Origin of the sequence: Streptomyces sp. N50, from assembly GCF_033335955.1 — a bacterium.
Lineage (GTDB): Bacteria > Actinomycetota > Actinomycetes > Streptomycetales > Streptomycetaceae > Streptomyces.
The window spans coordinates 4,762,381-4,784,180 of record NZ_CP137549.1; the positions used below are offsets into that span (position 1 = coordinate 4,762,381).

21 protein-coding genes are annotated in these 21,800 nt (G+C 71.4%); 12 read left to right on the forward strand and 9 right to left on the reverse strand.

The genetic code is table 11. The annotated features are described in order from the left end of the window. Window positions 1–102 precede the first annotated feature (102 nt). Complete coding sequence (locus R2B38_RS21170) at window positions 103–762, reverse strand: response regulator transcription factor (RefSeq protein WP_318017632.1); 660 nt, start codon at window positions 760–762, stop codon at window positions 103–105. 74 nt (window positions 763–836) lie between these two features. Next, entirely contained in the window at window positions 837–2,144 is a 1,308-nt protein-coding gene (locus R2B38_RS21175) for a sensor histidine kinase (RefSeq protein ID WP_318017633.1), read from the reverse strand. 177 nt (window positions 2,145–2,321) lie between these two features. On the opposite strand from R2B38_RS21175, the gene R2B38_RS21180 reads away from it, so the two are divergent. From R2B38_RS21180 to R2B38_RS21190, 3 genes are read left to right on the forward strand one after another with little or no spacing between them, the layout of a single operon-like run. After that, window positions 2,322–2,534, forward strand: a complete 213-nt coding sequence (locus R2B38_RS21180; protein WP_318017634.1) for a hypothetical protein — start codon at window positions 2,322–2,324, stop codon at window positions 2,532–2,534. After that, window positions 2,531–3,274 (forward strand): ABC transporter ATP-binding protein, encoded by a 744-nt coding sequence (locus R2B38_RS21185; RefSeq protein ID WP_033284044.1) that lies wholly within the window; start codon window positions 2,531–2,533, stop codon window positions 3,272–3,274. The genes R2B38_RS21180 and R2B38_RS21185 overlap by 4 nt, the downstream gene beginning before the upstream one ends. A gap of 3 nt (window positions 3,275–3,277) precedes the next feature. Then, window positions 3,278–5,818, forward strand: a complete 2,541-nt coding sequence (locus R2B38_RS21190) for an ABC transporter permease (protein ID WP_318017635.1) — start codon at window positions 3,278–3,280, stop codon at window positions 5,816–5,818. A gap of 67 nt (window positions 5,819–5,885) precedes the next feature. On the opposite strand, the gene R2B38_RS21195 is transcribed toward R2B38_RS21190, so the two are convergent. Then, complete coding sequence (locus tag R2B38_RS21195; RefSeq protein ID WP_318017636.1) at window positions 5,886–9,140, reverse strand: FG-GAP-like repeat-containing protein; 3,255 nt, start codon at window positions 9,138–9,140, stop codon at window positions 5,886–5,888. Between the two features lie 325 nt (window positions 9,141–9,465). Between R2B38_RS21195 and R2B38_RS21200 the strand changes: the two genes are divergently transcribed. The 6 genes from R2B38_RS21200 to R2B38_RS21225 all read left to right on the forward strand — a co-directional run bounded on the left by R2B38_RS21200 (window position 9,466) and on the right by R2B38_RS21225 (window position 15,740). Beyond that, complete coding sequence (locus R2B38_RS21200; protein WP_318017637.1) at window positions 9,466–10,689, forward strand: serine hydrolase domain-containing protein; 1,224 nt, start codon at window positions 9,466–9,468, stop codon at window positions 10,687–10,689. Window positions 10,690–10,851: 162 nt separating this feature from the next. Continuing rightward, on the forward strand, window positions 10,852–12,138 hold the full coding sequence (locus R2B38_RS21205) for an NAD(P)/FAD-dependent oxidoreductase (protein WP_318021755.1): 1,287 nt from the start codon (window positions 10,852–10,854) through the stop codon (window positions 12,136–12,138). Next, window positions 12,135–12,914 (forward strand): DUF1365 domain-containing protein, encoded by a 780-nt coding sequence (locus R2B38_RS21210; RefSeq protein WP_411978483.1) that lies wholly within the window; start codon window positions 12,135–12,137, stop codon window positions 12,912–12,914. Before R2B38_RS21205 ends, R2B38_RS21210 begins: the two co-directional genes overlap by 4 nt. Further along, on the forward strand, window positions 12,911–14,197 hold the full coding sequence (locus tag R2B38_RS21215) for a class I SAM-dependent methyltransferase (RefSeq protein WP_318017638.1): 1,287 nt from the start codon (window positions 12,911–12,913) through the stop codon (window positions 14,195–14,197). Before R2B38_RS21210 ends, R2B38_RS21215 begins: the two co-directional genes overlap by 4 nt. Beyond that, the gene (locus R2B38_RS21220; RefSeq protein ID WP_318017639.1) at window positions 14,194–15,021 is read left to right on the forward strand and encodes a DUF1295 domain-containing protein; all 828 of its coding nucleotides are present in this window, start codon (window positions 14,194–14,196) and stop codon (window positions 15,019–15,021) included. The genes R2B38_RS21215 and R2B38_RS21220 overlap by 4 nt, the downstream gene beginning before the upstream one ends. A gap of 26 nt (window positions 15,022–15,047) precedes the next feature. Further along, window positions 15,048–15,740 carry an alpha/beta family hydrolase gene (locus R2B38_RS21225; protein ID WP_318017640.1) on the forward strand — a complete coding sequence of 231 codons (693 nt, stop codon included), beginning with the start codon at window positions 15,048–15,050 and terminating at the stop codon, window positions 15,738–15,740. A gap of 26 nt (window positions 15,741–15,766) precedes the next feature. On the opposite strand, the gene R2B38_RS21230 is transcribed toward R2B38_RS21225, so the two are convergent. Genes R2B38_RS21230 through R2B38_RS21240 form a run of 3 tightly spaced genes read right to left on the reverse strand, consistent with a single transcriptional unit; the run spans window position 15,767 to window position 16,750 of the window. Beyond that, window positions 15,767–16,198 carry a hypothetical protein gene (locus R2B38_RS21230; protein WP_318017641.1) on the reverse strand — a complete coding sequence of 144 codons (432 nt, stop codon included), beginning with the start codon at window positions 16,196–16,198 and terminating at the stop codon, window positions 15,767–15,769. 37 nt (window positions 16,199–16,235) lie between these two features. Beyond that, a complete protein-coding gene (locus R2B38_RS21235) occupies window positions 16,236–16,508 on the reverse strand; it encodes a hypothetical protein (RefSeq protein WP_318017642.1) in 273 nt (90 codons plus the stop codon). Beyond that, window positions 16,505–16,750, reverse strand: coding sequence for a hypothetical protein (locus tag R2B38_RS21240; protein ID WP_318017643.1), 246 nt, complete (start codon window positions 16,748–16,750; stop codon window positions 16,505–16,507). The genes R2B38_RS21235 and R2B38_RS21240 overlap by 4 nt, the downstream gene beginning before the upstream one ends. A 107-nt stretch (window positions 16,751–16,857) precedes the next feature. On the opposite strand from R2B38_RS21240, the gene R2B38_RS21245 reads away from it, so the two are divergent. Both R2B38_RS21245 and R2B38_RS21250 read left to right on the forward strand, forming a co-directional pair. Beyond that, window positions 16,858–17,685: a helix-turn-helix transcriptional regulator gene (locus R2B38_RS21245; protein ID WP_318017644.1), complete on the forward strand. Its 828-nt coding sequence runs from the start codon at window positions 16,858–16,860 to the stop codon at window positions 17,683–17,685. Then, window positions 17,682–17,891, forward strand: coding sequence for a DUF397 domain-containing protein (locus tag R2B38_RS21250; RefSeq protein ID WP_318017645.1), 210 nt, complete (start codon window positions 17,682–17,684; stop codon window positions 17,889–17,891). The genes R2B38_RS21245 and R2B38_RS21250 overlap by 4 nt, the downstream gene beginning before the upstream one ends. A 34-nt stretch (window positions 17,892–17,925) precedes the next feature. Here the strand turns inward: R2B38_RS21250 and tgmC are convergent, their stop codons facing one another. From tgmC to tgmA, 3 genes are read right to left on the reverse strand one after another with little or no spacing between them, the layout of a single operon-like run. After that, window positions 17,926–19,050: an ATP-grasp peptide maturase system methyltransferase gene (gene tgmC / locus R2B38_RS21255; RefSeq protein ID WP_318017646.1), complete on the reverse strand. Its 1,125-nt coding sequence runs from the start codon at window positions 19,048–19,050 to the stop codon at window positions 17,926–17,928. Beyond that, window positions 19,050–20,000 (reverse strand): ATP-grasp ribosomal peptide maturase, encoded by a 951-nt coding sequence (gene tgmB / locus R2B38_RS21260; protein ID WP_318017647.1) that lies wholly within the window; start codon window positions 19,998–20,000, stop codon window positions 19,050–19,052. Before tgmB ends, tgmC begins: the two co-directional genes overlap by 1 nt. 10 nt (window positions 20,001–20,010) lie before the next feature. Then, window positions 20,011–20,415, reverse strand: a complete 405-nt coding sequence (gene tgmA, locus R2B38_RS21265) for a putative ATP-grasp-modified RiPP (RefSeq protein ID WP_318017648.1) — start codon at window positions 20,413–20,415, stop codon at window positions 20,011–20,013. Window positions 20,416–20,451: 36 nt separating this feature from the next. Between tgmA and R2B38_RS21270 the strand changes: the two genes are divergently transcribed. Then, complete coding sequence (locus R2B38_RS21270) at window positions 20,452–21,792, forward strand: tetratricopeptide repeat protein (protein ID WP_318017649.1); 1,341 nt, start codon at window positions 20,452–20,454, stop codon at window positions 21,790–21,792. Window positions 21,793–21,800: the final 8 nt, after the last annotated feature.

Here is a 21,800-nt window from a genome sequence, read left to right on the forward strand (position 1 = left end):
TCCGGTGTGTTCACCAACCTAGGGAGACGGCCCCCGGTGATCGATCCAGCCCGCAGGCCGGTCCGCCGTACAGCCAGCTGTACCAAGGACCTGGGGAAAACCTCAGGACAGCCGTCGTAGATCCTCCAAGTAGCGCAAGACGGCCGCGACCCGGCGGTCCACCTGGTCCGTCGGGGACAGGTCCAGCTTGGCGAAGATGCTGCGGATGTGTTTGTGGACGGCGCCGTCGGTGACGACGAGTTTCTCGGCGATGGCGGAGTTGCCCAACCCCTCGGCCATCAGGGCGAGTACGTCCCGTTCGCGAGGGCTGAGCCGGTCGAGGCGGGTGTCCTGGCGGGAGCGGGTGAAGAGCTGGGCGACGACCTCGGGGTCGATCGCGGTGCCGCCGGCCGCAACGCGGTTCAGGGCGTCGAGGAACTCCTCGACCCGGCCCACCCGTTCCTTGAGCAGATAGCCGAGCCCGCTCACCCCGCCGCCGAGCAGCTCGGTCGCGAAGCTCTGCTCCACGTACGCCGACAGCACCAGCACCGCCAGGTCGGGGCGTCGGCGGCGGGCCTCGACCGCGGCGACGATGCCCTCGTCGGTGTGGGTCGGCGGCATCCGTACGTCGAGGATGGCGACGTCCGGTTTGTGTACGTCGATGGCGTCGAGGGCCTCGTCCGGGGTGCCCGCGGTGGCCACCACGTCCAGGCCCTCGGCGCGCAGCAGCAGGGCGAGGCCCTCGCGCAGCAACGGGTCGTCCTCGGCGATCACGATCCGCATGTCAGTCACGCTCCATAGCTCCGGCACATCAAGTTCCGCACTGCAGGCTTCCGTTGCGCGTCATGATCCCCAACTCACGTACCGCACGGGAGATCTACGGTGAGGACCGTCGGGCCGCCCGGTGGGCTGGTCAGGGTGAGGTCGCCGTCATGGGCGCCGATGCGGCGGCGGATGCCGGTGAGCCCTGAGCCGCCCTCGGCGTCGGCTCCACCCCGGCCGTCGTCCTCCACCGACACCACCAGTCGGCCGCCGCTTCCGCGTGCCGTCACGACGGCGTGCCGGGCGCCGCTGTGCTTGGCGATGTTGGTGAGCGCCTCGGCGACGACGAAGTAGGCGGTCGCCTCGACGGAGGCCGCGCAGCGAGCGGGTACGTCCACGTCGATCCGGCACGGCACCGCGCAGTCCGCGGCGAGGCCGGAGAGCGCGCCCGCGAGCCCCCGGTCGGCGAGCACCGGCGGCAGGATGCCGCGCGCGACCGTGCGGAGTTCGGCCAGCGCCGTCTCGGCGGCGGACTGGGCGCGTTCGAGGAGTTCGTCGGCACCGGCCGGGTCACGGGCCACCATGCGGCGGGCCGCCCCGAGCAACACGGCCACGGAGACGAGTCTGTTCTGCGCGCCGTCGTGCAACGAGCGCTCGATGCGCCGGAGTTCGGTGGCGTGCGCGTCGAGGGCGGCGGCTCGGGTCGCGGTCAACTCGGCTACGCGCAGGGAGAGATCGACGTCGGGACCGGCCACGAGGAGTCGCCGTCCCGGGCCCGACTGCAGCCGGGCCATGCCAGGTGTCAGCCCGAGGATGATCGCGACCCAGCCCACGCCCAGCAGCGCCACGGCGAGGGCGTCCGGCCAGGTGTGCGCGTTGCCGATGCCGAGCGACGTGGCCGTCGTGTTCTCCGGCATGAACGTCCAGTACAGCGGGAACGCGGTGTCCCGCACGGCCGTGATCGGCAGCAGGACGCCGAGCAGCCCGAGCGACAGGCCGAGGGTGGAGTGCCGTAGCAGCCAGCGCAGTTCGCGGTGGGTGGTGGGGTTCACGAGGGCGGCCCGCAGCCGGGTGGGCGGAGGCTGCGGGGCTACGACCTCGGGGCCGCGGCGGGCGAGCCGGTCACGTTCGCGGCCGGCCAGGGCGTGCAGGGCGCGCAGTGACGCGGGGGCCAGCAGCAGTCCCACCCCGGCCACGCTCGTCACGGCGGTGAGGGTCAGCCAGAGCAGCAACAGCAGCGCGAGTACGGCCGTGTTGAGGCCCGAGGCGAGCTCGGCGACGGCCCGGCCCGCGGCGCCCAGGGTCCGTAGCGCGATGTCCTTGAAGCTCTCGCGCCGGGCGGCTGTACCACGGCCTGCCTCACCGCCCGCCTCACCGGCCGCCCCGCTCGTGCTCGCTGTCATACGAACGACCTTATGCCGTACGTGAGTTCTCCGTGGGCGGAGGAAGCGGGGAGTACAGCCTGCTGTACCCCGAACCGGGCGGGCTGCGGGATCGGCCGCGAGGGGTGCTGATCCATAGCGTCGGTGACGACAGCCGGACCCCCGGAACACACCGCTCAGCACCACGGGAGAACCCCCATGACGTCGCAGACGACGACCACCGAACCCGACCGTCTCACCCGGGGTGAGATCGCCCGCACCCTCCTGTGGACCGTGGTCGTGGCCAGCGCGCTCACCAACATGGCGGTCTCCTTCGGCGGCGCCGACACCTGGGTGCACCTGGTGTGCGGCGCGGTCACCGTGCTGTGCGCGGGCACCCTCGTCGTACGCAACCTGCGAGGCCGGCGATGAACACCACGGCAACCACCATGACCACCGCCGCCATCGCCCTGGAGGGCGTCAGCAAGGCCTACCCCGGAGGCGTACGCGCCCTGGACGACGTGTCGTTGACCGTGGAACGCGGCACCTTCCTCGCCGTGATGGGGCCTTCGGGCTCCGGCAAGAGCACGCTCATGCACTGCGCCGCCGGGCTGGACTCCCCGACGTCGGGCAGTGTCCGTATCGACGGGCACGAGATCGCCGGGCTGAACGAGACGAAGCGCACCCAACTCCGGCGCGAGCGGGTGGGGTTCGTGTTCCAGGCGTACAACCTGATCCCCTCCCTCTCCATCGAGGACAACATCACGCTGCCGCTGCGACTGGCGGGCCGCCGAGCCGACCGCGACTGGCTGCGCACGCTGGTGGAACGGGTCGGGCTGGCCGACCGGCTGTCCCATCGCCCGGGCGAGCTGTCCGGCGGGCAGCAGCAACGGGCCGCCGTCGTCCGGGCGTTGGTGGCCCGCCCGGCGGTCGTGTTCGCCGACGAACCGACCGGCGCGCTCGACCTGCGCAGCGCCCACGAGGTGCTGGACCTGCTCCGCGACCTCGTGAACGACCTGCACCAGACGGTCGTGATGGTCACCCACGACCCGGCCGCCGCCGCTCGCGCCCACCACGTGCTGGTGATGGCCGACGGCCGCGTGGTCGACGCCCTGAAGGCGCCGACCGCCGATGAACTGGCCGCCCGTCTCGTCGAGTTGGGGAGGGTCTGAGCCATGTTCCGTCTCGCGATACAGATGGTCGGGCACCGCGTCACCGCGCTGATCGCCGTGGCCTGTGCGGTACTCGGCGGTGCGGCGCTCGTCACCGCCACCGGCGTCCTGGCCGAGTCCGGCCTCCGTTCCCACCTGCCCGCCGGGCGCCTGGCCGGAGCGTCGGTCGTGGTCGCGGCCGACCAGGAGTTCCACCCGCCCGGCGATCTCCCGCTCGCCCTGCCGGAACGCCGTAGGATCCCGGCCCAACTGGTCGGTGAACTGGGCGGGTTGCCCGGTGTGACCGCGTCCGTCGGTGACCTCGGCTTCCCGGCCGCGCTCGTCGACGCGCACGGTCGGGTCGTGGCCGTGGCGTCATCGTCGTCCGGAGATCCGCAGGTGGCGGGGCACGGCTGGTCCTCGACGAAGCTGCTGGTGGGGGCGCGGGTCACCGGCAGCGCGCCGACCTCCTCGGGCGAGGTCGCGGTGGACAGCGCCACCGCCGCCGCGGCCGGTGTCAAGCCGGGCGACCGCGTCCAGGTCGTCGTCAACTCCCGCCCCGCGAGCGGCTATCGCGTATCGGCGGTCATCAACACCCCGGGCGCCGGTGTCTACTTCGCCGACGAGACGGCCGTAGGACTGGCTGGTCACTCCGGCCGTGTCGACCTGGTCGGCCTGCGGACCGCGCCCGGTGCCGAGGAGCGGGTCGCCGCCGAGGTCCGTACGAAGCTGAAGGGCACCGGACTCCTGACCGTCACCGGGGCCGAGCGGGGCGACACGGCCGCACCCGGCGCCGGAGCCTCACGCTCGCTGCTGGTGCTGCTCGCCGGGTCGCTCTCCGGGATCGTTCTGCTGATCACGGGGTTCGTGCTGGCGAGTGCGCTGGCCGTGGCGATCGGGGGGCAGCGGCGGGACCTGGCGCTGATGCGGGCCGTCGGCGCGACCCCGAAGCAGATCCGCAGGCTGGCCGCCGCGCAGTCCACGGTCGTCGCGGCGGTGGCCGTGGCGCCGGGGGTGGGACTCGGCTATCTGCTGGCCGGACAGTTCCGCGGGCTGCTCGCGGACCGGGGCGTCATCCCGGCCGAACTCCCCCTCACCTTCAGCCCGTTGCCCGCGCTCGCGGCGATCGTGCTGATGCTTCTCGCCGTGCAGGTGTCGGCCCGTTGCTCGGCGTGGCGCACCGCGCGGATGCCGGCCACCGAGGCGGTCGCCGAGTCGCGGAGCGAGCCGCGCAATCCGTCGCGGGTCCGGACCCGTATCGGCGTGGCCGTCATCGTCGTGGCGACCGTCGGGTCGGCCCTGCCGCTGTTCTCCCGCACGGTCATCGGCGCCACGGCCACCTCCCTCGCCGGGATCGTCGGGGCGATCGGGCTGGCCCTGGCGGGACCGGCGCTGGTGCGGGGCGTCGGCGGCGCGGCGGCGCGGGTGACGAGGTCGGGGGCGTCCGCGCCGACCTGGCTGGCGATGGCCAACCTGCGCGCCTACGCCCTGCGCAACGCGGGGATCGTCTCCACGCTGGCCATGGCGGTCGTGTTCGTGCTGACGTACACCTTCACGCAGACGACCGTGCTGGCCGCGACCGCGCAGGACACCAGCACCGGGACGTTGGCCCAACTGCGGCTGGGCGCACCGGGGTTGGGTGGACTCCCCGTCGACACGCTCGCCGCCGTACGGAAGACGGCCGGAGTGCGGGCCGCCGCTCCCGTCGGGACGACCACCGTGGTGTGGGAGTACGAGGAGTTCGGTGACCCGGCGGTCGATTCGGGGCCGGCGACGATCCTCACGCCGGACGCGGCGGGCGTTCTCGACCTCGACGTGCGGGACGGCAGCCTGAGTCGGCTGTCCGGTACGACAGTTGCTGTGAGCAGTGATGTGGCGCGGACCCGTTCCGCGGGGGTGGGGCACACGGTGGATCTGGTCCTCGGGGACGGAACTCCCGTCGCCGCCAAGGTGGTTGCCGTGTACGGGCGGGGGCTCGGCTTCGGCACGGTGGTGCTGTCCCACGACCTGGCCGCCGGGCACACGACCACGGCGCTCGACCAGTCCCTGCTGATCCGTACGGACGGTTCGGCGAAGGCGCGGCAGAACCTCACGAACCTCGCCGCCGCCCACCCCGGCCTGGTCCTCGGACCCGCCAACTCCCCTTCCACCGGCGGCCTCAAGGACGCGCCGCCCGAGGTGTGGATCAACCTCGCGACGATCGTGGTGCTCCTCGTCTATCTGCTGCTGAGCATCGCCAACAAGCTCGTCGCGGCCACCGCTCAGCGGCGGGTCGAGCTGGGCGCCCTCCGCCTCAACGGCACGACTCCCCGCCAGATCCGCGCGATGATGCGCCGCGAGGCCGCGATGACGGCGGCCACCGCGCTCACCACGGCACTCCTGCTCTCCGCGATCCCGCTGGCGCTGCTGGGCCAGGGTTTCCTCGGCCACCCCTGGCCGGCGGGACCGGTCTGGCTGCTGCCCGGACTGGCGCTCCTGGTCACGGTCACCGCCTTCCTCACCATCGAACTGCCCACCCGGCAGGCGCTGCGGACCCCGCCCGCCGACGCGATCCGCGCGCACTGAGCCGGATACGGGAGACAGCGGAAGGCCCGGGTCGACGACCCGGGCCTTCGCGAGGGAACGAGACGGCTCACGCGACGGACTTGTACCCCTGCCAGCCCGAAGCGATCTTCGTACGGCCGCCGAACGACCCCTTGCCGTTGCCACTGTTGCGCCACACGTTGCCACCGGTGTCGCGCGAGACCAGGTCGGCCTTCCCGTCCCCGGTGATGTCGCCGACCCCGACGACCGCGTTGTACGAGCCGCCCCAGGCGGAGAACACCTTCACCCGCGCCCCGAACGTCCCCTTGCCGGTGCCGTTGTAGCGGTACAGGTTGTTCGCCTTGTCCTGGACGAGGAGATCGCCGATGCCGTCACCGTTGAGGTCGCCGGCGCCGACGACCTTCTTGTACGTCTTCCAGTCCGCGTACAGCTTCACGCGCGCCGACAACTTCCCGGCACTGGTGCCCTTGTAGAGGTAGACGGCGCCGGTCGAGGTGTTGCGCGCGATCAGGTCCGGGCGGCCGTCCTTGGTCACGTCACCGGTCGAGGTCAGCACGTCGTACTGGTTCCAGCCGGAGGTGCCGAGCGAGGTGTACGACGTCGTCGGCGTCGGTGCCTTGCCGCAGGCGGGGTGGTAGGCGCGCAGCGCGCCGCTGCTCAGCCGGACCAGGATGTCGTTGCACCGGTCGCCGTCGAGATCGCCGTACGGCACGGACTTCGCGCTCGTCGGCCAGCCGTTGCCGGACACCTTGCCGCCCAACGTGCCCTTGCCGGTGCCGCGTTGGACGGTGAGGGTGCCGGAGGAGCTGAGGGTGACGAGGTCACCGACGCCGTCGTTGCCCGCGTAATCGCGCGCTGCCGCCGCTCCCGCCGTCACCGTGAGGCTGCCGGAGCGGGTGAGGGCGGCGCCCTTGCCGTCGGCGGGCCGGGCGGTGAGCGTCCAGGTGTAGGTGCCGTTGGGGACGAGGCGGCCCGCGGAGTCCTTGCCGTCCCAGGCGGCCTTCAGCAGACCGCGGGCGTCGGCGCCGGACAAGGTGCGCACGGTGGTTCCGGCCGTGTCGCGGACCGCCACCTGCCATCCGGCGGCGGGCTTCGACAGCCACCAAGTACCGGACCAGCTCGCGGTGTTGGCGGTGACCGTGGAGTCGATCGCGGTCAGCGCGGACGCCGCGAAACCGGCCGGCACGACATGGACGCGCTGCTCGGTGTCGGTGTACGCGATGCCGCCGCCGAAGCGGTCCACGGTCCAGTCGGTGCCGATCCGGCCCTTGTCCTTGCCGATCTCGGTCCAGTCGGCCACCTTGTGGCTCGGCAGATCGGTGTAGACGCCGCTCGACGGCAGTCCGCCGTGCAGGTCGAAGAGTGTCAGCCCGCTGGTCGACCCGGTGCCGGCGAGATGCTGGACCAGGTAGCCGTCGCCGAGCAGGACCCCGCCCTGGGGAGCGGTCGACGTCTTCTTGGTCGTACGGTCGTAGACGCCCGCGCCCCGGGCGACGCCCCCGAAGTCCTCGCAGGTCCAGTACACCCAGCGGCCCACGGCCTGGAGGTCGGCCGGGGTGCAGCCGTTGCGGGTGGTGAAGGACTCTCCTGCGGTGCCGGACGGGAGCCCGGTGGCCGTGATCGTGCTCCCGGTGGCCGTCCCGCTCCACAGGGTGTCGCCCCACACGGCGGCGGCGACCCGGTCGCGCTTCTGGAGCACCTTCGGCGCCGCGGCGCCCACGGGGAACTCGGCGACGTACTGCTGGCCGGAGGACGCCCCGTCGACGATCGCGTACCGCCCGGAGAGACCCTTCAGCTGCGGGGAGTCGTCGCCGGTGTCGAGGGTGGGGCCCCAGCCGGTGGCGCCGTTGGCGTACAGCATGGTCAGGCCGGACTCGGTGGAGTCCACGCGGCCGTGCCGGCCGGTGCCGTCGGCCAGCAGCTCATTGCCGTCCCGGCCGTTGACCAGGGCGTCCACACTCGACGTGACCACGCCGGGGGTGGTGCCGGTGGCGAGCCAGGTGCTGCGGTACGCGCCCTCGACCGTGGACGGCTCGTACAGCGTGCTGTTGCCGGCCGTGGTGAGGACGCCGCTGCCGAGCGCGAGTCCGTTCACCGTCGCGGGCATCGGCTCCACGGCGGTCACCCGGCTGCGGGTGACCGAGCCGTCGGCGCCCTTGGCGATCCGGTACACGCCCCAGTCGAGGTCGCCCCGCTCGACGTACGTGTCGGCCCCCGCCACGAGGACGGAACCGTCCGGAGCCTGGACGATCTGGTGGGCGGCCGGGTCCATGACCCTGGCCATGGACGTGTCCGTGCCGTCGGAGCTCAGGGCCCACAGGGGCTGGCCCCGGTACAGGTTGTCGCCGGGCGACACCGGTTCCACGCCGAGCAGCTTGTCGCCGACGATCCCGTACGTGGCCTGGTAGCTGAGGGAGCTGGTGTCGAACGTGCGCGGTGCGGCGGACAGGTCGGCACGGTCGTACACGTCGGCCTTGCTGCGCCCGCTCCGCACCCGCACCACCGAGTCGGCGCCCAGCCGGAAGCCGCTCACCTCCCAGCCGCTGTCGGCGTCGACGCGGTCGGGCAGCGCGCTGAGGACGCCGGTGGAGAGGTCGACGAGGCCCCAGTGGCTGTAGCCGTCCCCGTCGGCGCCGGTGTCGTAGCGGAGGATGACGGATCGCGCGTCGCCGTCCTCGACCTGGATGTCGGCGGCGCTGTCGGGCAGCCCGGTGACGGCGGTCGAAGCGGCCTGGCCCCCGTCCTGGACGCGCCACAACTGATAGGCGTTCGGGTTGCCGTCGGCGGCGTCGGTGCTGGTGAGGACGGTGTCACCGAAGGTGCCCTGGTAGGTGGAGCCCTCGGGGAGCGGCACCACGCCGGTGCCGCCCGAGGTGCCCGCGCCCTTGAGGAGGGTGACCCGGCCGTCCGCCGCCGAGTAGAGGGCGACGGTGTCCGAACCGTCCCCGTAGTAGCCGGTCTTGAAGGAGGCGGCGTGGGTGAAGTAGCCGGTGTCGATGTCGTACGCGAGCGGGGCGTCGAGCCGTTGCTCCAGTGCGGTCGTGGTGCCGGAGGCGTAGTCCGTCCACAGGAGCCGGTCGTCGCCCTCCTGGGCCCAGAGGAAGCCGCTGGTCCCCGCGTCGAGGATCTGCGTGGCCCTGGGTACGGCGCGGGCCGCGGCGTCCACCACGACCTCTCCGGCCACGGTGGCGAAGGCCGGGGACGGCAGGGTGGCGAGGGGGAGACTGAGCGTCAGCGCCGCCGCCAGGACGGCCGCGACACGTGCCGGGGGTGGGACGAGGCGCGCCGGACCCGCCCCCAGAGAGGGTCTCTGTCTGTGCGGACGCAGGCCGAGTCGAGCCACGATTCCTCCAGAAGGCAAGAAGAAGGCATGGCGGACGTACGGCAACGCCCTGGCATTTTCCCCCGGCCCCCCGACGGCTCCCCCATGCGCGTAAGGGAAGCGAGCCTAACAGCATGGGCATGACCAAGCGGGAGACGAGGCTCAGGCCGTCGGACGAGGGGCCGCGGGCCCGTCGTCGAACGCCTGTCGGGTCGGTCGGGTGGTGCGGCCGAACACCGGTCCGAACGAGTGGACTCGCGGGGATGCGTGCCGCAGGAGGAGCTCCCGTCCGGCTCCGGATGGTGCCGTGGCAGCCCCACCCCCGATCCGGAAGAAGCGCCCCCACATGCGACGTACCCCCTCCAGACGCCTCCTGGCAGCCGCGCTGCTGGCCGCGTCCGTCCTGGCCGCCCCGGTGCTGGCGACCACCGCCAACGCCACATCGGTGGTCCACCCCGCCCCGCACGACCAGGACCAGAACCAGGACCACTGCTCCTCCGCCGGCCTCGGCCGTGGCGTCACCGCCCGCCTCGACAAGGCCATCGCGGACGTCCGCAAGCAGGCCGCCATCCCCGGTGTCGCCGTCGGACTGTGGATGCCGGGCAAGGGCTGCTACGTCCGGGCGACCGGCGTCGCCGACAAGACCACGCGGCAGCCGATGAGCACCGACTTCTACTCCCGCATCGGCAGCGAGACCAAGACCTTCACGGTCACCGCGCTGCTCCAGCTCGTCGACGAGCACCGCATCGGGCTGGACGACCCGATCTCGCGCTACGTCCACGGCGTGCCGAGCGGCCGCCACATCACCCTGCGCCACCTGGCCGAGATGCGCAGCGGGCTGTTCCCGTACAGCGCGGACGCGGACTTCGCGCACGACCTGCTGAGCGACCCGACCCGCACGTTCACCCCGCGGGAGCTGCTGGCGTACGGCTACAAGCACCGCAACACCGGCGCGCCGGGCAAGGTGTTCGTCTACAACAACAGCAACCTCGTCCTGCTCGGCCTGGTGATCGAGAAGGTCACCGGTCATCACATCGCCGATGTCATCGACCGGCGGGTGCTGCGCCCGGCCCACCTCGACCAGACGCTGTTCCCCGACGGCCCGAACGTCCGTGAGTTCCCGGAGCCGCACGCGCACGGCTACACCAACCAGACGCTGACCGGCGCGGTCGCCGACTCCACGGACTGGAACCCGAGTTGGGCCTGGTCGGCCGGCGCGATGATCTCGACCATGCACGACCTGCGCGGCTGGGCGAGGACCGTCGCCACCGGGGAGCTGCTCAGCCCCGAGACCCAGAAGCAGCGGCTGAAGGTGCTGCCGACCGGATTCCCCGGCCTCGACTACGGCCTCGGCATCTTCGAGACCGGCGGCTGGATCGGGCACAACGGCTCCATCCCGGGCTACGAGTCCGTGACCGTCTACCTCCCCGCCCTCAAGGCGACCCTGGTCGTGCTGATCAACACCGACATCACCACCGGGGGCCAGGAGCCGTCCACGCTGCTCGCCCGCGCGATCACCCAGATCGCGACCCCCGGCCACGTCTACGACGGCTCGACCCCCACGCGCTGACGGCTTCCCGCCCGCCCGACACCACACCCCCAGGCCTTTGACCTGGGGGTTTCGTGTCGGGGCAGGTGGCCCGCCACCCATTTCGGCATGCGGCCAATCCGCCGCCCGACCTGATCCGGATTACGCGTGAACCCCTGACCGACGGGAGGACACGTGACGGAGATGGCGATGGAGCGGACGGCGCGGTACGGGCGCCGCACCGCCGTGATCGGGTCCGGGGTGGCGGGGCTGACCGCCGCGTACATCCTGGGCCGGGCAGGTCACGTCACCCTCTACGAGGCCGACGACCGGCTCGGCGGGCACGCGCACACCCACGAGCTGACCTCGCCGCACGACGGGCGGGTGCACCGCGTCGACTCCGGGTTCATCGTGCACAACCGGCGTACGTATCCACGCCTGTTGCGGCTCTTCGACGAACTCGGCATCCCCACCCAGGAGTCGGAGATGAGCATGTCCGTGCGCTGTGAGGGGTGCGGGCTGGAGTACGCCGGTGCGCGCGGCCCGGCCGGGCTCTTCGCCCAGCCCCGCAACCTCCTGCGCCCCCGCTATCTGCGGCTGCTCGCCGAGGTACCCCTCTTCCACCGCGCGGCCCGCCGCCTGCTGGCCCGGGGCGGTCAAGAGGCCCTGACCCTGGGGGAGTTCCTGGACCGTGAGGGCTACTCCGCCTATTTCCGCGCCCACTTCGTCACGCCGATGGTGTCGGCCGTGTGGTCCTGCGACGCCGAAACCGCCCAACGCTACCCGGCCGCCTATCTGTTCCGGTTCCTGGAACACCACGGCATGCTGTCGGTGAGCGGATCACCGGTGTGGCGCACGGTCACCGGCGGCTCGGGGACCTACATCGACCGGATCGCCAAGCACATCGGTGAGGTCCGCACGTCCACCCCCGTGCGGTCCGTACGGCGTCACGCCGACCGCGCCGACATCACCACCGAGGACGGCACCACCGAGTCCTACGACGCCGTCGTGATCGCCGTCCACCCGGACCAGGCGCTCCGGCTGCTCGCCGAACCGACCGACCTGGAACGGGAGTTGCTCGGCGCGTTCCCGTACTCCCGCAACACCACCCTCCTGCACACCGACACCCGCCTGCTGCCCCGCGCCCCGGGTGCCCGCGCCTCCTGGAACCATCTGATGCCGTCCTGCACGGCCGACTCCGGCCAGGTGCGGGTCAGTTACGACATGAACCGGCTCCAGCGCCTGGACGCCACCGAGACGTACGTGGTCACCCTGGGCGCCGAGGACCGCGTCGACCCCGCCCGGGTGCTGGCCCGCATGGTCTACGAACACCCCGTCTACACCCCCGAGTCGGTGGCCGCCCAGCAGCGGCTGCCCGAACTCGCCGGTGACGTCTGCGTGTTCGCGGGCGCGTATCACGGCTGGGGTTTCCACGAGGACGGTTGCCGGTCGGGTGTCGAGGCCGCGGCGGCGCTGGGGGTGCGGTGGTGAACGCCGTATCCGCGCGGGTGAGAGCCGTACCGGCGGAGGTGGGTGCCGTGCCGGCGCTGTACTCCTGCACGATCGCGCACGTGCGGACCACCCCGAGGCGGTACGCGCTACGGCACCGCACGTACATGTGGCTCATAGATCCCGACCATCCGCCCCGACTACCGCGCCTGCTGCGCCCCTTGGCCCGCTTCGACCCGCGCGACCACTTCACCGGCGACGGCCTGCCCTCGATCCGGGCCGGACTGGACGCCTTCCTCGCCGAGCACGGCGTGCGCCTGGACGGCGGCCGGGTGGTGATGCTGGCTCACGCGCGGGTGTTCGGGTACGTCTTCAACCCCCTGACCCTGTACTGGTGTCACGGCCCCGACGGCGAACCGCGGTGTGTGGTCGCGGAGGTGCACAACACCTACGGCGGACGGCACTGCTACCTGCTGCACCCGGACGCCTCCGATACCGCGCGCGCCGAGAAGAAGCTGTACGTCTCGCCGTTCTTCCCGGTCGACGGCGGCTACCGCATGCGGCTGCCGCAGCCCGGCGCCCAACTCGCCCTGACCGTCCACCTGGACCGCGAGGGCACCCGTGCCTTCACCGCGACCGTACGCGGCACCCGGCGCGAGGCGAGTACCGCGCGCCTGCTGCGGCTGGCGCTGCGCCACCCCTGGTCCACCCTCGCCGTGTCGGCCGCGATCCGCGTCCACGGCATACGGCTCTACCTGCGGGGACTGCCCGTTCAGCCCCGGACCGACGACCACCGCGCCCCGGAGAACGTGACATGACGACAGCAGAACCCCGCACCACCCCCCGCGTGCGTACCGCCGCCGTCGACCCCGCCCACTGGCCCGACATCGCCGCCGTACCCCCCGCCTCCCGCCTCCGTACCACCCTCACCGCGGCCCTCGTCCGACGAGCCCTCCGCCAACTCCCGCTCCGGGCGCGGTTCGCAGGGTCCTCGGACGTCGGCAAGGGCGGCCCGCTGATCGACGTCCGCGACCCGGCCGCCTTCCACGCCCGCGTCGGCACCCAGGGACTGATCGGCTTCGGCGAGTCGTACATGGCCGGTGAGTGGGACGCCCCCGACCCGGTGGCCGTCCTGACCGTACTGGCCGGGCACATGGCCGAGTTGATCCCGGCCCCGCTGCAACGGCTGCGCGCCCTGTGGGCCCCGGCCCACCCGCACGCCGAGCGCAACACGCCCGACGGCTCGCGCGCCAACATCAGCCGCCACTACGACCTGTCCAACGACCTCTTCGCCCTCTTCCTCGACGACACCCTCAGCTACTCCTCGGCCGTCTTCCGGGGCTTCCCCGCGAGCCACGACCTCCTCGCGGCGGCCCAACACCGCAAGATCGACCGGCTGTTGGACCTCGCGGACGTGGGCGAGGGCACCCGGCTCCTGGAGATCGGCACCGGCTGGGGCGAACTCGCCCTGCGGGCCGCCGCCCGGGGCGCCCGCGTCACCTCGCTCACCCTCTCCCGAGAGCAACGGGACCTGGCCGTCGAGCGGGTGCGCGCGGCCGGTCTCGGCGACCGCGTCTCCATCGAACTCCGCGACTACCGCGAGGCGTCGGGGACCTACGACGCCGTCGTCAGCGTGGAGATGATCGAGGCGGTCGGCGCCGAGTTCTGGCCGGTGTACTTCCGCGCCCTGGACCAACGGCTCGCGCCGGGCGGCCGGTTGGCGCTCCAGGCCATCACCATGCCGCACGAGCGGATGCTCGCCGCCCGGGACACCTTCACCTGGATCCACAAGTACGTCTTCCCCGGCGGCCTCATCCCCTCCACCGAGGCGATCGAGGAGACCGCCCGCGACCACACCGGCCTGCGTCTCGCCCGCCGCGACGCCTTCGGCGCGCACTACGCGGAGACCCTGCGGCTGTGGCGCGAACGGTTCACCGAGCGGGCCGGGGAGGCGGCGGCGCTCGGCTTCGACGAGATCTTCCACAGGCTGTGGACCTTCTATCTCGCCTACTCCGAGGCCGGGTTCAGGTCCGGCTACCTCGATGTCCAGCAGTACCTGTTCACCAAGCCGAACTCCGCCGAGGGCGTGGTCCGGCCATGAACGGCTTCTCCTCCGGCTTCCCCTGGAGCGCGTTCGCGCTCAACCTCGCCTGGGCGGCCGGGGCTTCCCTCGCGGTCATGCTCGCGACCTTCGCCGTGGCGTTGCGCATGGGCGTGCACCGGATCGTCGACGTCGCGTGGGGCGCCGCCTTCACGGCGGTGGCCGTCGTGACCTTCGCCGTCTCCGCCGGCGAGGGCGATGTCGTACGACGACTGCTGGTGACGGTGCTGACGGCGGTCTGGGGGCTGCGGCTGGCGGTCCACATCGCGCGCCGGGGCCGGGGGCACGGCGAAGACCCGCGCTACGAACGGATGTTGGCCAAGGCCCCGGGCAACCGGAACGCGTATGCCCTGCGCATGGTGTACCTCCTCCAGGGCGCGCTGGTCTGGCTGGTGTCCCTGCCGGTGCAGGCGGCGCAGTACGTGCCGGGTCGTCCCTCGGTGCTCAACTACGTTGCCGGTACGGCGCTGTGGGCGGTCGGCATCGGCTTCGAGGCGGTCGGGGATGCCCAACTGGCCCGGTTCCGCGCGGACTTGGCCAACCGGGGCCGGATCATGGACCGGGGGCTGTGGTCCTGGACCCGGCATCCGAACTACTTCGGCGACTTCTGCGTGTGGTGGGGCCTGTTCCTGCTCACCTGCGACTCTCCGGCGGCCGCCGCCGTGTCCGTCGTATCACCGCTGGTGATGAGCCTGCTGCTGACCAAGGGCAGCGGACAACGCCTGCTGGAACGGCACATGGCCGACCGCCCCGGATACGCCGAGTACCGGGCGCGCACGAGCGGCTTCTTCCCGCGCCCGCCGAGGGGGTCGGGACAGGCGTGACGACCGGGTTCGGGGAGGATGCGGGGGTGCGCACCACAGAACACGACCCCTTGACGGTACGACGACACCCCGCGAGCCCGAGAGCGGCCGTCCTGGTGCTGCACGGCGGCCAGGCGGACAGCGAACGCCCCGCCAGGCCTTGGCAGTTGGCCGCGCTGCGGATGGGCCCGGTCGCACGGGCGGTGACGGCCGCACTGCCGTACGAGGACGTCCTGATGGCGCAGGTCCGCTACCGGGTACGCGGCTGGAACGGCGACCGCGCCGACCCGGCCCGGGACACCCTGCGCGCGCTGGACGCCGTGGCCGAGCGCGTCGGAACCGTACCGACGGTGCTCCTCGGCCACTCGATGGGCGGCCGGGCCGCCCTGCACGCCGCCGGCCACCCCTTGGTCACCGGCGTGGTCGCCCTCGCCCCCTGGTGGCCACCGGCCGAACCGGTCGACCGGACAGCGGGCCGCCACGTCATCGCCCTGCACGGAGACCGGGACCACGTCACCTCACCGGCCGAGACGGCGGACTGCGTACGCCGGGCACGGGAGGAGGCGGGGGCGCGGGCCGGTATGGCGGTCATCGGCGGGGGCGACCACGGGATGCTGCGCCGGGCGGGCCTGTGGCATGCGACGACGGCCGCGCTGGTCGCTCATCTGCTCGACCCGGGGTCTTCCCCGGACCCGTTGCCTGAAGGGTGTTACGGGACGGGGGAGTTTCCGGTGCTGTGAGCGGTGCGATGAGCCCGGCCGTCCGGTCAGTCGCAGAAAGCCGCCTGCACGGCGGTCACGATGTTCGCCGCCTGGCCGTCGGTGAGACTCGGCACGGTGCCGCCCTCGAACCGTGCCTTGGCGTTGCTCCGGACGGTGGCCGTGTCCCTGCCGCCCTTGATGTCCGAGCAGACGTTCCGGGACCGGTCGACTGCCCTGTCCTCCTTGGCCGTCAGTCCCGGATCGACGGCGCTCAAGGCCCGGATGAGCGCCGCGGTCTGCGCCGCGTCCGGAGACGGTACGACCGAACTCGGCTCGGATGCGGTGGCCGACGGCTCGGCCTCCGCTGTCGCCGATGCCGTGGCGGACGGCCTCGCCTTGTCGGCCGTCGTGGAGTCCCCGCCGTCCTCGAACAGCGCGACCACCCCGCCGAACGCGAGGACGGCGACCCCCGTGATGATCCATGTCTTCCGCTTCATGCGGCCCCTCCCAAGGCTGGTGATCACGTCCTGCCTATCACGCGGCCGGGCCCTCCTCCCACATCACCCACGGCCGCTCGATCACCTCGGCGTAACTCGTGTGCCCGGGGTGGTCGCGGAGGTGGGCGAAGGCCCAAGTCTGGGGTGCTGTCGGGTCGTTGCCCGGGGTGGAGTGGGCCGCACACTCCGTGTCGTCGTCCTTGAGGGCCAGGCAGCGGAACGCGTACGTCAGCGGTGGCGCGTCCGTGTCGTGGTCGGGCCGTAGCGTCCAGTTGACGAAGCGGAACGTGCGGCGGATCGGGACGGTCACAGCACCTCACCCCGGCTGCGGGCGTTCGCGCGGGCGGTCTCGGCGCGGAGGCGTTGTGCGGGGGTGGCCGGCCGGACGTCCTCGGGGTCCACGGTCCATTCGGTTCCGCCGGTGACCGGCCGCAGGGACCACACCCCGCACCATTCCCCGCGGAACTCGCCGACCCGGCCGCGTGAATCCGCCAGGAGTGTGCCGGGGGCGGGGAGTTGAGGGGGTTCCTGCACATCTGGTTGTTCGGGCATGGCCCGCTCCTCTCTGTAGCCGTTCCGCTACCGGGAGGTCCCAGGTTGGCCTAGAGTCGAGAGGTCATCAACTTGCCCGAATTGTTTGGTCAGTTAGGCGGTGACCGTTGAACCGGAAAGAGTTGAACCCCGAGAAATCGCCGAGCGCGGCATTCGGGCTGCAACTGCGCACGTTGCGGGACGAACGGGGGTGGACACAGGACGAGCTGGCTGTCCGGGTCGGCTGTACCGGGTCGCATATCTCCGCCGTGGAAACTGGCCGCCGCCCACCAACTCGACGCTTCGCGATGAGTATTGACAGAGTCTTCGGCACCGGAGACAAGTTCGAACGCCTGAGCCGTTCCGTGCGCTACACGGCACTGCTCGAAGGGTTTCCGGAGTACGTCGCCCATGAGGCACGGGCGGCGGAGATCCGCTTGTACGAGGTGGGAGTCATCCCAGGTCTGCTGCAGACGCCCGAATACGGGGCGGCGTTGGAGGCGGACGCGGTGCGGCGGGAGGTGATCACGCCAGAACAAGCCGACGAACGGGTCGAGTTGTTGGCGAAGCGGCAAGGCGCACTTGTACGGTCACCGTCGCCCCTGCTCTTCGTGGTGCTCGACGAGGGGTGCATCCGCAGACCGATGGGGAGCCCCGCCGTCATGGATGCCCAGTTCCAACGCCTGCTCGGATTCGCCGAGTTGCCGAACACCGTGTTGCAGGTCGCGCCGTTCTCCATGGGGGCTCGCCGACCGTTCAGCCTGCCCGTCACCATGCTCACGATGCCGGACCGCTCGCTCCTGTCCTACGCCGAGTCCACCCACCGGGGCCACCTCGAACGCGAAAGTGCTTTCGTGCTGCCCATATTGGCGGCCTACCATCAGCTACAGGCCGAGGCGCTGTCGCAAGCGGCGTCTGTGGCCTTGATCAAGCAGCTGCGAAAGGGCACCCCGTGACGACCGAAACCCCCCGTTGGTTCACGTCCTCCTACAGTGGCAACGGCGGCCAGTGCATCGAGGTCGCCGTCAACCTCGTCGCCCCCCACCGCACCGTCCCCGTCCGCGACTCCAAGAACCCGGCCGGTCCGGTACTCGGGTTCCCCGCCCACGCCTTCACCGCCTTCATCGCGGGCGTCAAGGCAGGGACATTCGGCGCCGTCTGACGCCGCGACGGGGCCCGTTCCGGAGTGGGCGGGCTCACTCCCAGGTCAGGCGCTGGCTGTTCGGGCCGACGTGGAGGCGGAGGCGTTCCGCGGGTGGTGAGCCGGCTGCCTTCCAGCGGCCCACTTCAGCCGTGATGTCGTCCCACAGCCTCACCGGCCCGCCCTGCCGCGCGTACCACGAACCGTCTTCCTCGAAGACGGACGCCCAGGCACCCGCTTCCACGTCGATGACGATCTGTTCGTCCCGCCCGTTCCGCCGGAGTGTGAAGCGCTGCGCCCGGGGAGCCGCGAACTGGGCGACGAACCGTGTGGTCCAGTCGTCCAGTTCGTCGGCGCCCAGATCCGTCGGCGCGGCCTTCCCGGAGTCGAGATCCGGCAGCAACCCCAACGCCGGAGGCAGTTGCGGCCGGGCGAGCATGAACGAGACCTTGCCGCCCAGGACGGGTCCGCTTGCCGTCCCGTCCGCCGCGACGGTCAGCCGGACGAGTTCGGACGCGTTCATCCATCCGCCCACGGTGAAGAGGATCTTGCCGCCGGGGCGCGTCTGGGCGATCCACTCGCCGGGGACCGTCTGAACGCCACAGGTGACGATCACGCGGTCGTACGGAGCGTCTTCCTCGTGACCGGACAGACCGTCCCCGGCTACGAGAGTGGGCCAGTGGCCCAGCCCCGCGAGTGCTACTGCGGCACGGGCGGAAATCTCGGTGTCCACTTCCACGGAGGTCACGTTCTCGTCGCCCACGACGTGGCAGAGCAGCCCCGTGGAGTAGCCCGTTCCGGTGCCGATCTCCAGCACCCGGGCACCCTGGGTGACCTGAAGGTCTTCGAGCATCCGGACCACGAGTCCCGGGAGGGTCGAAGACGAGGTAGGCGTGTGCGAGACGCGCCCTTCCACCTGGCGCGGGACCACCGCCCCCGCCACCTGCGTGACGAGCGTGTCGTCCTCGTAGACCCGGCCGAGACGCGTCGGATCATCAGCGAGGGACACGGGGCGGTACCACCCGCCGTCCTCGTACTCGAACCACCCGTCATCGAGGAATGCCTCACGGGGCACAGCCATGACGGCCGCTTCCCACTCCGGGCTCCGCAGATCGCCCGACGCGCGAAGGCGCCGGGCGAGGTCAGCCCGTAGCCCTTCCGATGAAACCTTGTCGCTCATCAGTTCTCTCCGTGTTGCAGCAGGTCAGCGATGGCCGCTGTCAGCGGAAGGCCCGCTTCGTGCTCCAGCCAGGCCCACTGCCCGTTGGGATTGCATTCCAGGAACCACCACTCGTCCTCGGCGGTCAACGCGAAGTCGAAAGCTCCGAACCTGAGCCCGAAGCCGTCGAGGAAGCGCAGGAGCGCACCCCGTATCGCGTCCGGGCACCTGATCGCTTCGTAGGTCAAGTGCCGATACTCCGCCCGCCAGTCCACAACCCCGGCCGGGGCCGTGATCCGGGCGCAGAAGACCTGATCACCGATGACGACCGCGCGCACATCCGATGCCTTCGGCACCTGAGCCTGGAACAGATGCGCGCAGCCGCTCACCCGGTCGTCCAACTCACCGGGCTCGACCGGGGCCGCCCAGATACCGGCGGGTTCCCCGTCGACGTCGTACGCCCCGGCGTGCAGCGGCTTGTAGATCGTGGGCTGTTCCGCCGCGAAGGCCTTGGCCGCGGCCGGGTCGTTGGTGATCAGCGTGGCCGGGACGGTCAGTCCCTCCCGGACGGCCGCGGACAGCTGGGCGGGCTTGTACTCAGCTCGTGCGATGGCCTGGGGGTGACTCAGGTGGAGACAGTCGGGGAGAGCGCTCAGCACACCACCGAGACCGCGCCGGTTCTCCTGGGCGGCGAACCGGGCACCCTGCCCTTCCCCTTGTGGGGCATAGGCGGAGGGACGGCGGTGGTACAGAGCGCGTGCGTTCGCGAGGTCCGCCGTCCGGGTTCCTGCCGTGAGGCGTCCGGTCCAGCCCCCGGGCCCGGTGCGGGCAGACATGACGACGTCGGCCGGGAAGTCCTGTCCAGGGTCGAAGCGGAGAACGGGTACCCGGCGCCGGTTCAGTTCCGCGATGACGAGATCAGCGGTCGCGTCCTCACATTCGGTAGCAACCAGCACCGGGCGTCGGTCCACGCGGCTGCTCCTAGTCCTGGGTGGCGTCGTGGCCGGTGTCGGAGTCCTGCTTCCCGTCCTTGCTGACCTGGGTGGGCGGGTAGCTGTTGACGGACGTGCCGTGCTTGCCCAGTTCCGCCGGGGTCATCTGTCCGTCCGCTCCGGTCCAGCGGCCGGTCTGGGACTCCGGGTCGATGCCCGCGTACCGCCACGGGGACGGGGTGCCGTTGTTGAGCGGAGCCATGCGGCCCATACCCCACGGTGCCGGGGCCGGCTGAGTGATGGAACTCTGCAAGGTGTCTCCCTTCCAAGGGGCGAAGCGGATTCTTCCACCGGGGCGGGAGCCGGCTCCGTTCGCGTCGTGATCTCGTTTGTGACTACGCAACCGCGTAACGCGCTGTGGCGGTACCGTTGCAGCGGGTCCACGGTTATACATCGTTTAAAGCGCCCTCGGGGGAAGGGAGTTGATCCCGTGACGAAGATCCCGAATGAAGCCCTCCAGCGCCTGTACCGCGAAACGAACTGGACCTTGAGCCAGTTCGCGCGCGCCGTGAACCTTGTGGCCGGCGAGAACCGGACGCCGCTCAAGAGCAACCCGTCCACGGTCCACCACTGGTTGGGCGGGACGCTCCCCCAGAAGGAAGCCGTCCGCCGGTTCATCGTCGAAGCCATCTGCCGACGACTGCAGAGACCCGTCACGCATGCCGAAGCGGGCTTCCCTCCGCCCTCAGATCAGTCCCCGGCCGCCACGGATACCGTGGAAGGGATGATCGAGCTGGGGAGGCAGGACATGGAACCGTCCCGGAGAGCCGTACTCGGCGCGGGGCTCTTCTCCGTGGCGCTGACCATCCCCGGCTGGCAGGACGTGATCGGCCGGGCGGAAGCGGTGCGCGCCGGACGGATGTCGCGCATAGGGATGAACGAAGTTCACATGGTCATCGCCATGACCGAACGGATTTCGGACCTTGACGATCAGTTCGGGGGGCGCCACGCCCGTCCCATGGCCGCGAGTTTCATGGTCAACACCGTGGCTCCGTACCTCCGGGCCGATGCGACGGACGAGGTTCGCAAGGCGATGCTCTCAGCCGCTTCGGACCTTGCCTACCTGACCGGCTACATGGCTGTGGACGAAGGTGTTCACGGTCTCGCTCAGCGGTACTACGTGAAGGCGCTCGAGCTTGCCGGCGCCGCGGATGATCACCTGACCTACTGCACCACGCTGCGGGGCATGAGCGTGCAGGCTGTGGATCTTCGCCACGGCACGAAGGCCATGGAACTGGCAGATGCCGCCGCTGCCGCCTCCCCGAAGGCCGGGCCCCGGATGTCCGCCTTCCTCGCGGGGCAGCAAGCCCACGCCGCGGCCCAGACCGGCGACCGCGTGACCGCCCTCCGGAAGCTCCGGGAGGCGGAGTCCGCGATGGAACAGGCGGAGTCCCGAAGCCGGGCCTTCGGCTCTTACGACCCGTCGTCACTGAACTACCACGTCAGTCAGGTGCGGTACGAGCTGGGTGACGTGGCCGGGTCCATCGAAGCGATGCGGCAGTCCGATCAACTGCGCTACGGCGTATACCGGCGTGCGCGCGTCCGTCACCGAGCGATTCTCGCGGAACGGCAGCTTGAGCTCGGCCACCTTGAGGCAGCGTGCGCCACATGGCACACGGCCCTCGACGACTTTCCCATGGTCCAGTCAGGCCGGGCCGACGATCGAATCAAGGCCATGTTCGGGCTCATCCGCCCCCACACCAAGAACGCGACGGCCCGCGACCTGTACGAGCGGGCCCGGACGGCAGCCCCGCCTTCGCTGGTCGCGTGAACGCGAAA

What these genes read in the sequence shown, in the direction of transcription:
- R2B38_RS21230 (WP_318017641.1), bottom strand. Translation starts at nt 16,198, where the DNA reads ATGAAGCGGAAGACATGGATCATCACGGGGGTCGCCGTCCTCGCGTTC.
- R2B38_RS21200 (WP_318017637.1), top strand. Translation starts at nt 9,466, where the DNA reads ATGCGACGTACCCCCTCCAGACGCCTCCTGGCAGCCGCGCTGCTGGCC.
- R2B38_RS21185 (WP_033284044.1), top strand. Translation starts at nt 2,531, where the DNA reads ATGAACACCACGGCAACCACCATGACCACCGCCGCCATCGCCCTGGAG.
- R2B38_RS21220 (WP_318017639.1), top strand. Translation starts at nt 14,194, where the DNA reads ATGAACGGCTTCTCCTCCGGCTTCCCCTGGAGCGCGTTCGCGCTCAAC.
- R2B38_RS21175 (WP_318017633.1), bottom strand. Translation starts at nt 2,144, where the DNA reads ATGACAGCGAGCACGAGCGGGGCGGCCGGTGAGGCGGGCGGTGAGGCA.
- tgmA (WP_318017648.1), bottom strand. Translation starts at nt 20,415, where the DNA reads ATGTATAACCGTGGACCCGCTGCAACGGTACCGCCACAGCGCGTTACG.
- R2B38_RS21170 (WP_318017632.1), bottom strand. Translation starts at nt 762, where the DNA reads ATGCGGATCGTGATCGCCGAGGACGACCCGTTGCTGCGCGAGGGCCTC.
- R2B38_RS21180 (WP_318017634.1), top strand. Translation starts at nt 2,322, where the DNA reads ATGACGTCGCAGACGACGACCACCGAACCCGACCGTCTCACCCGGGGT.
- R2B38_RS21240 (WP_318017643.1), bottom strand. Translation starts at nt 16,750, where the DNA reads ATGCCCGAACAACCAGATGTGCAGGAACCCCCTCAACTCCCCGCCCCC.
- tgmC (WP_318017646.1), bottom strand. Translation starts at nt 19,050, where the DNA reads ATGAGCGACAAGGTTTCATCGGAAGGGCTACGGGCTGACCTCGCCCGG.
- R2B38_RS21205 (WP_318021755.1), top strand. Translation starts at nt 10,852, where the DNA reads ATGGCGATGGAGCGGACGGCGCGGTACGGGCGCCGCACCGCCGTGATC.
- R2B38_RS21215 (WP_318017638.1), top strand. Translation starts at nt 12,911, where the DNA reads ATGACGACAGCAGAACCCCGCACCACCCCCCGCGTGCGTACCGCCGCC.
- R2B38_RS21190 (WP_318017635.1), top strand. Translation starts at nt 3,278, where the DNA reads ATGTTCCGTCTCGCGATACAGATGGTCGGGCACCGCGTCACCGCGCTG.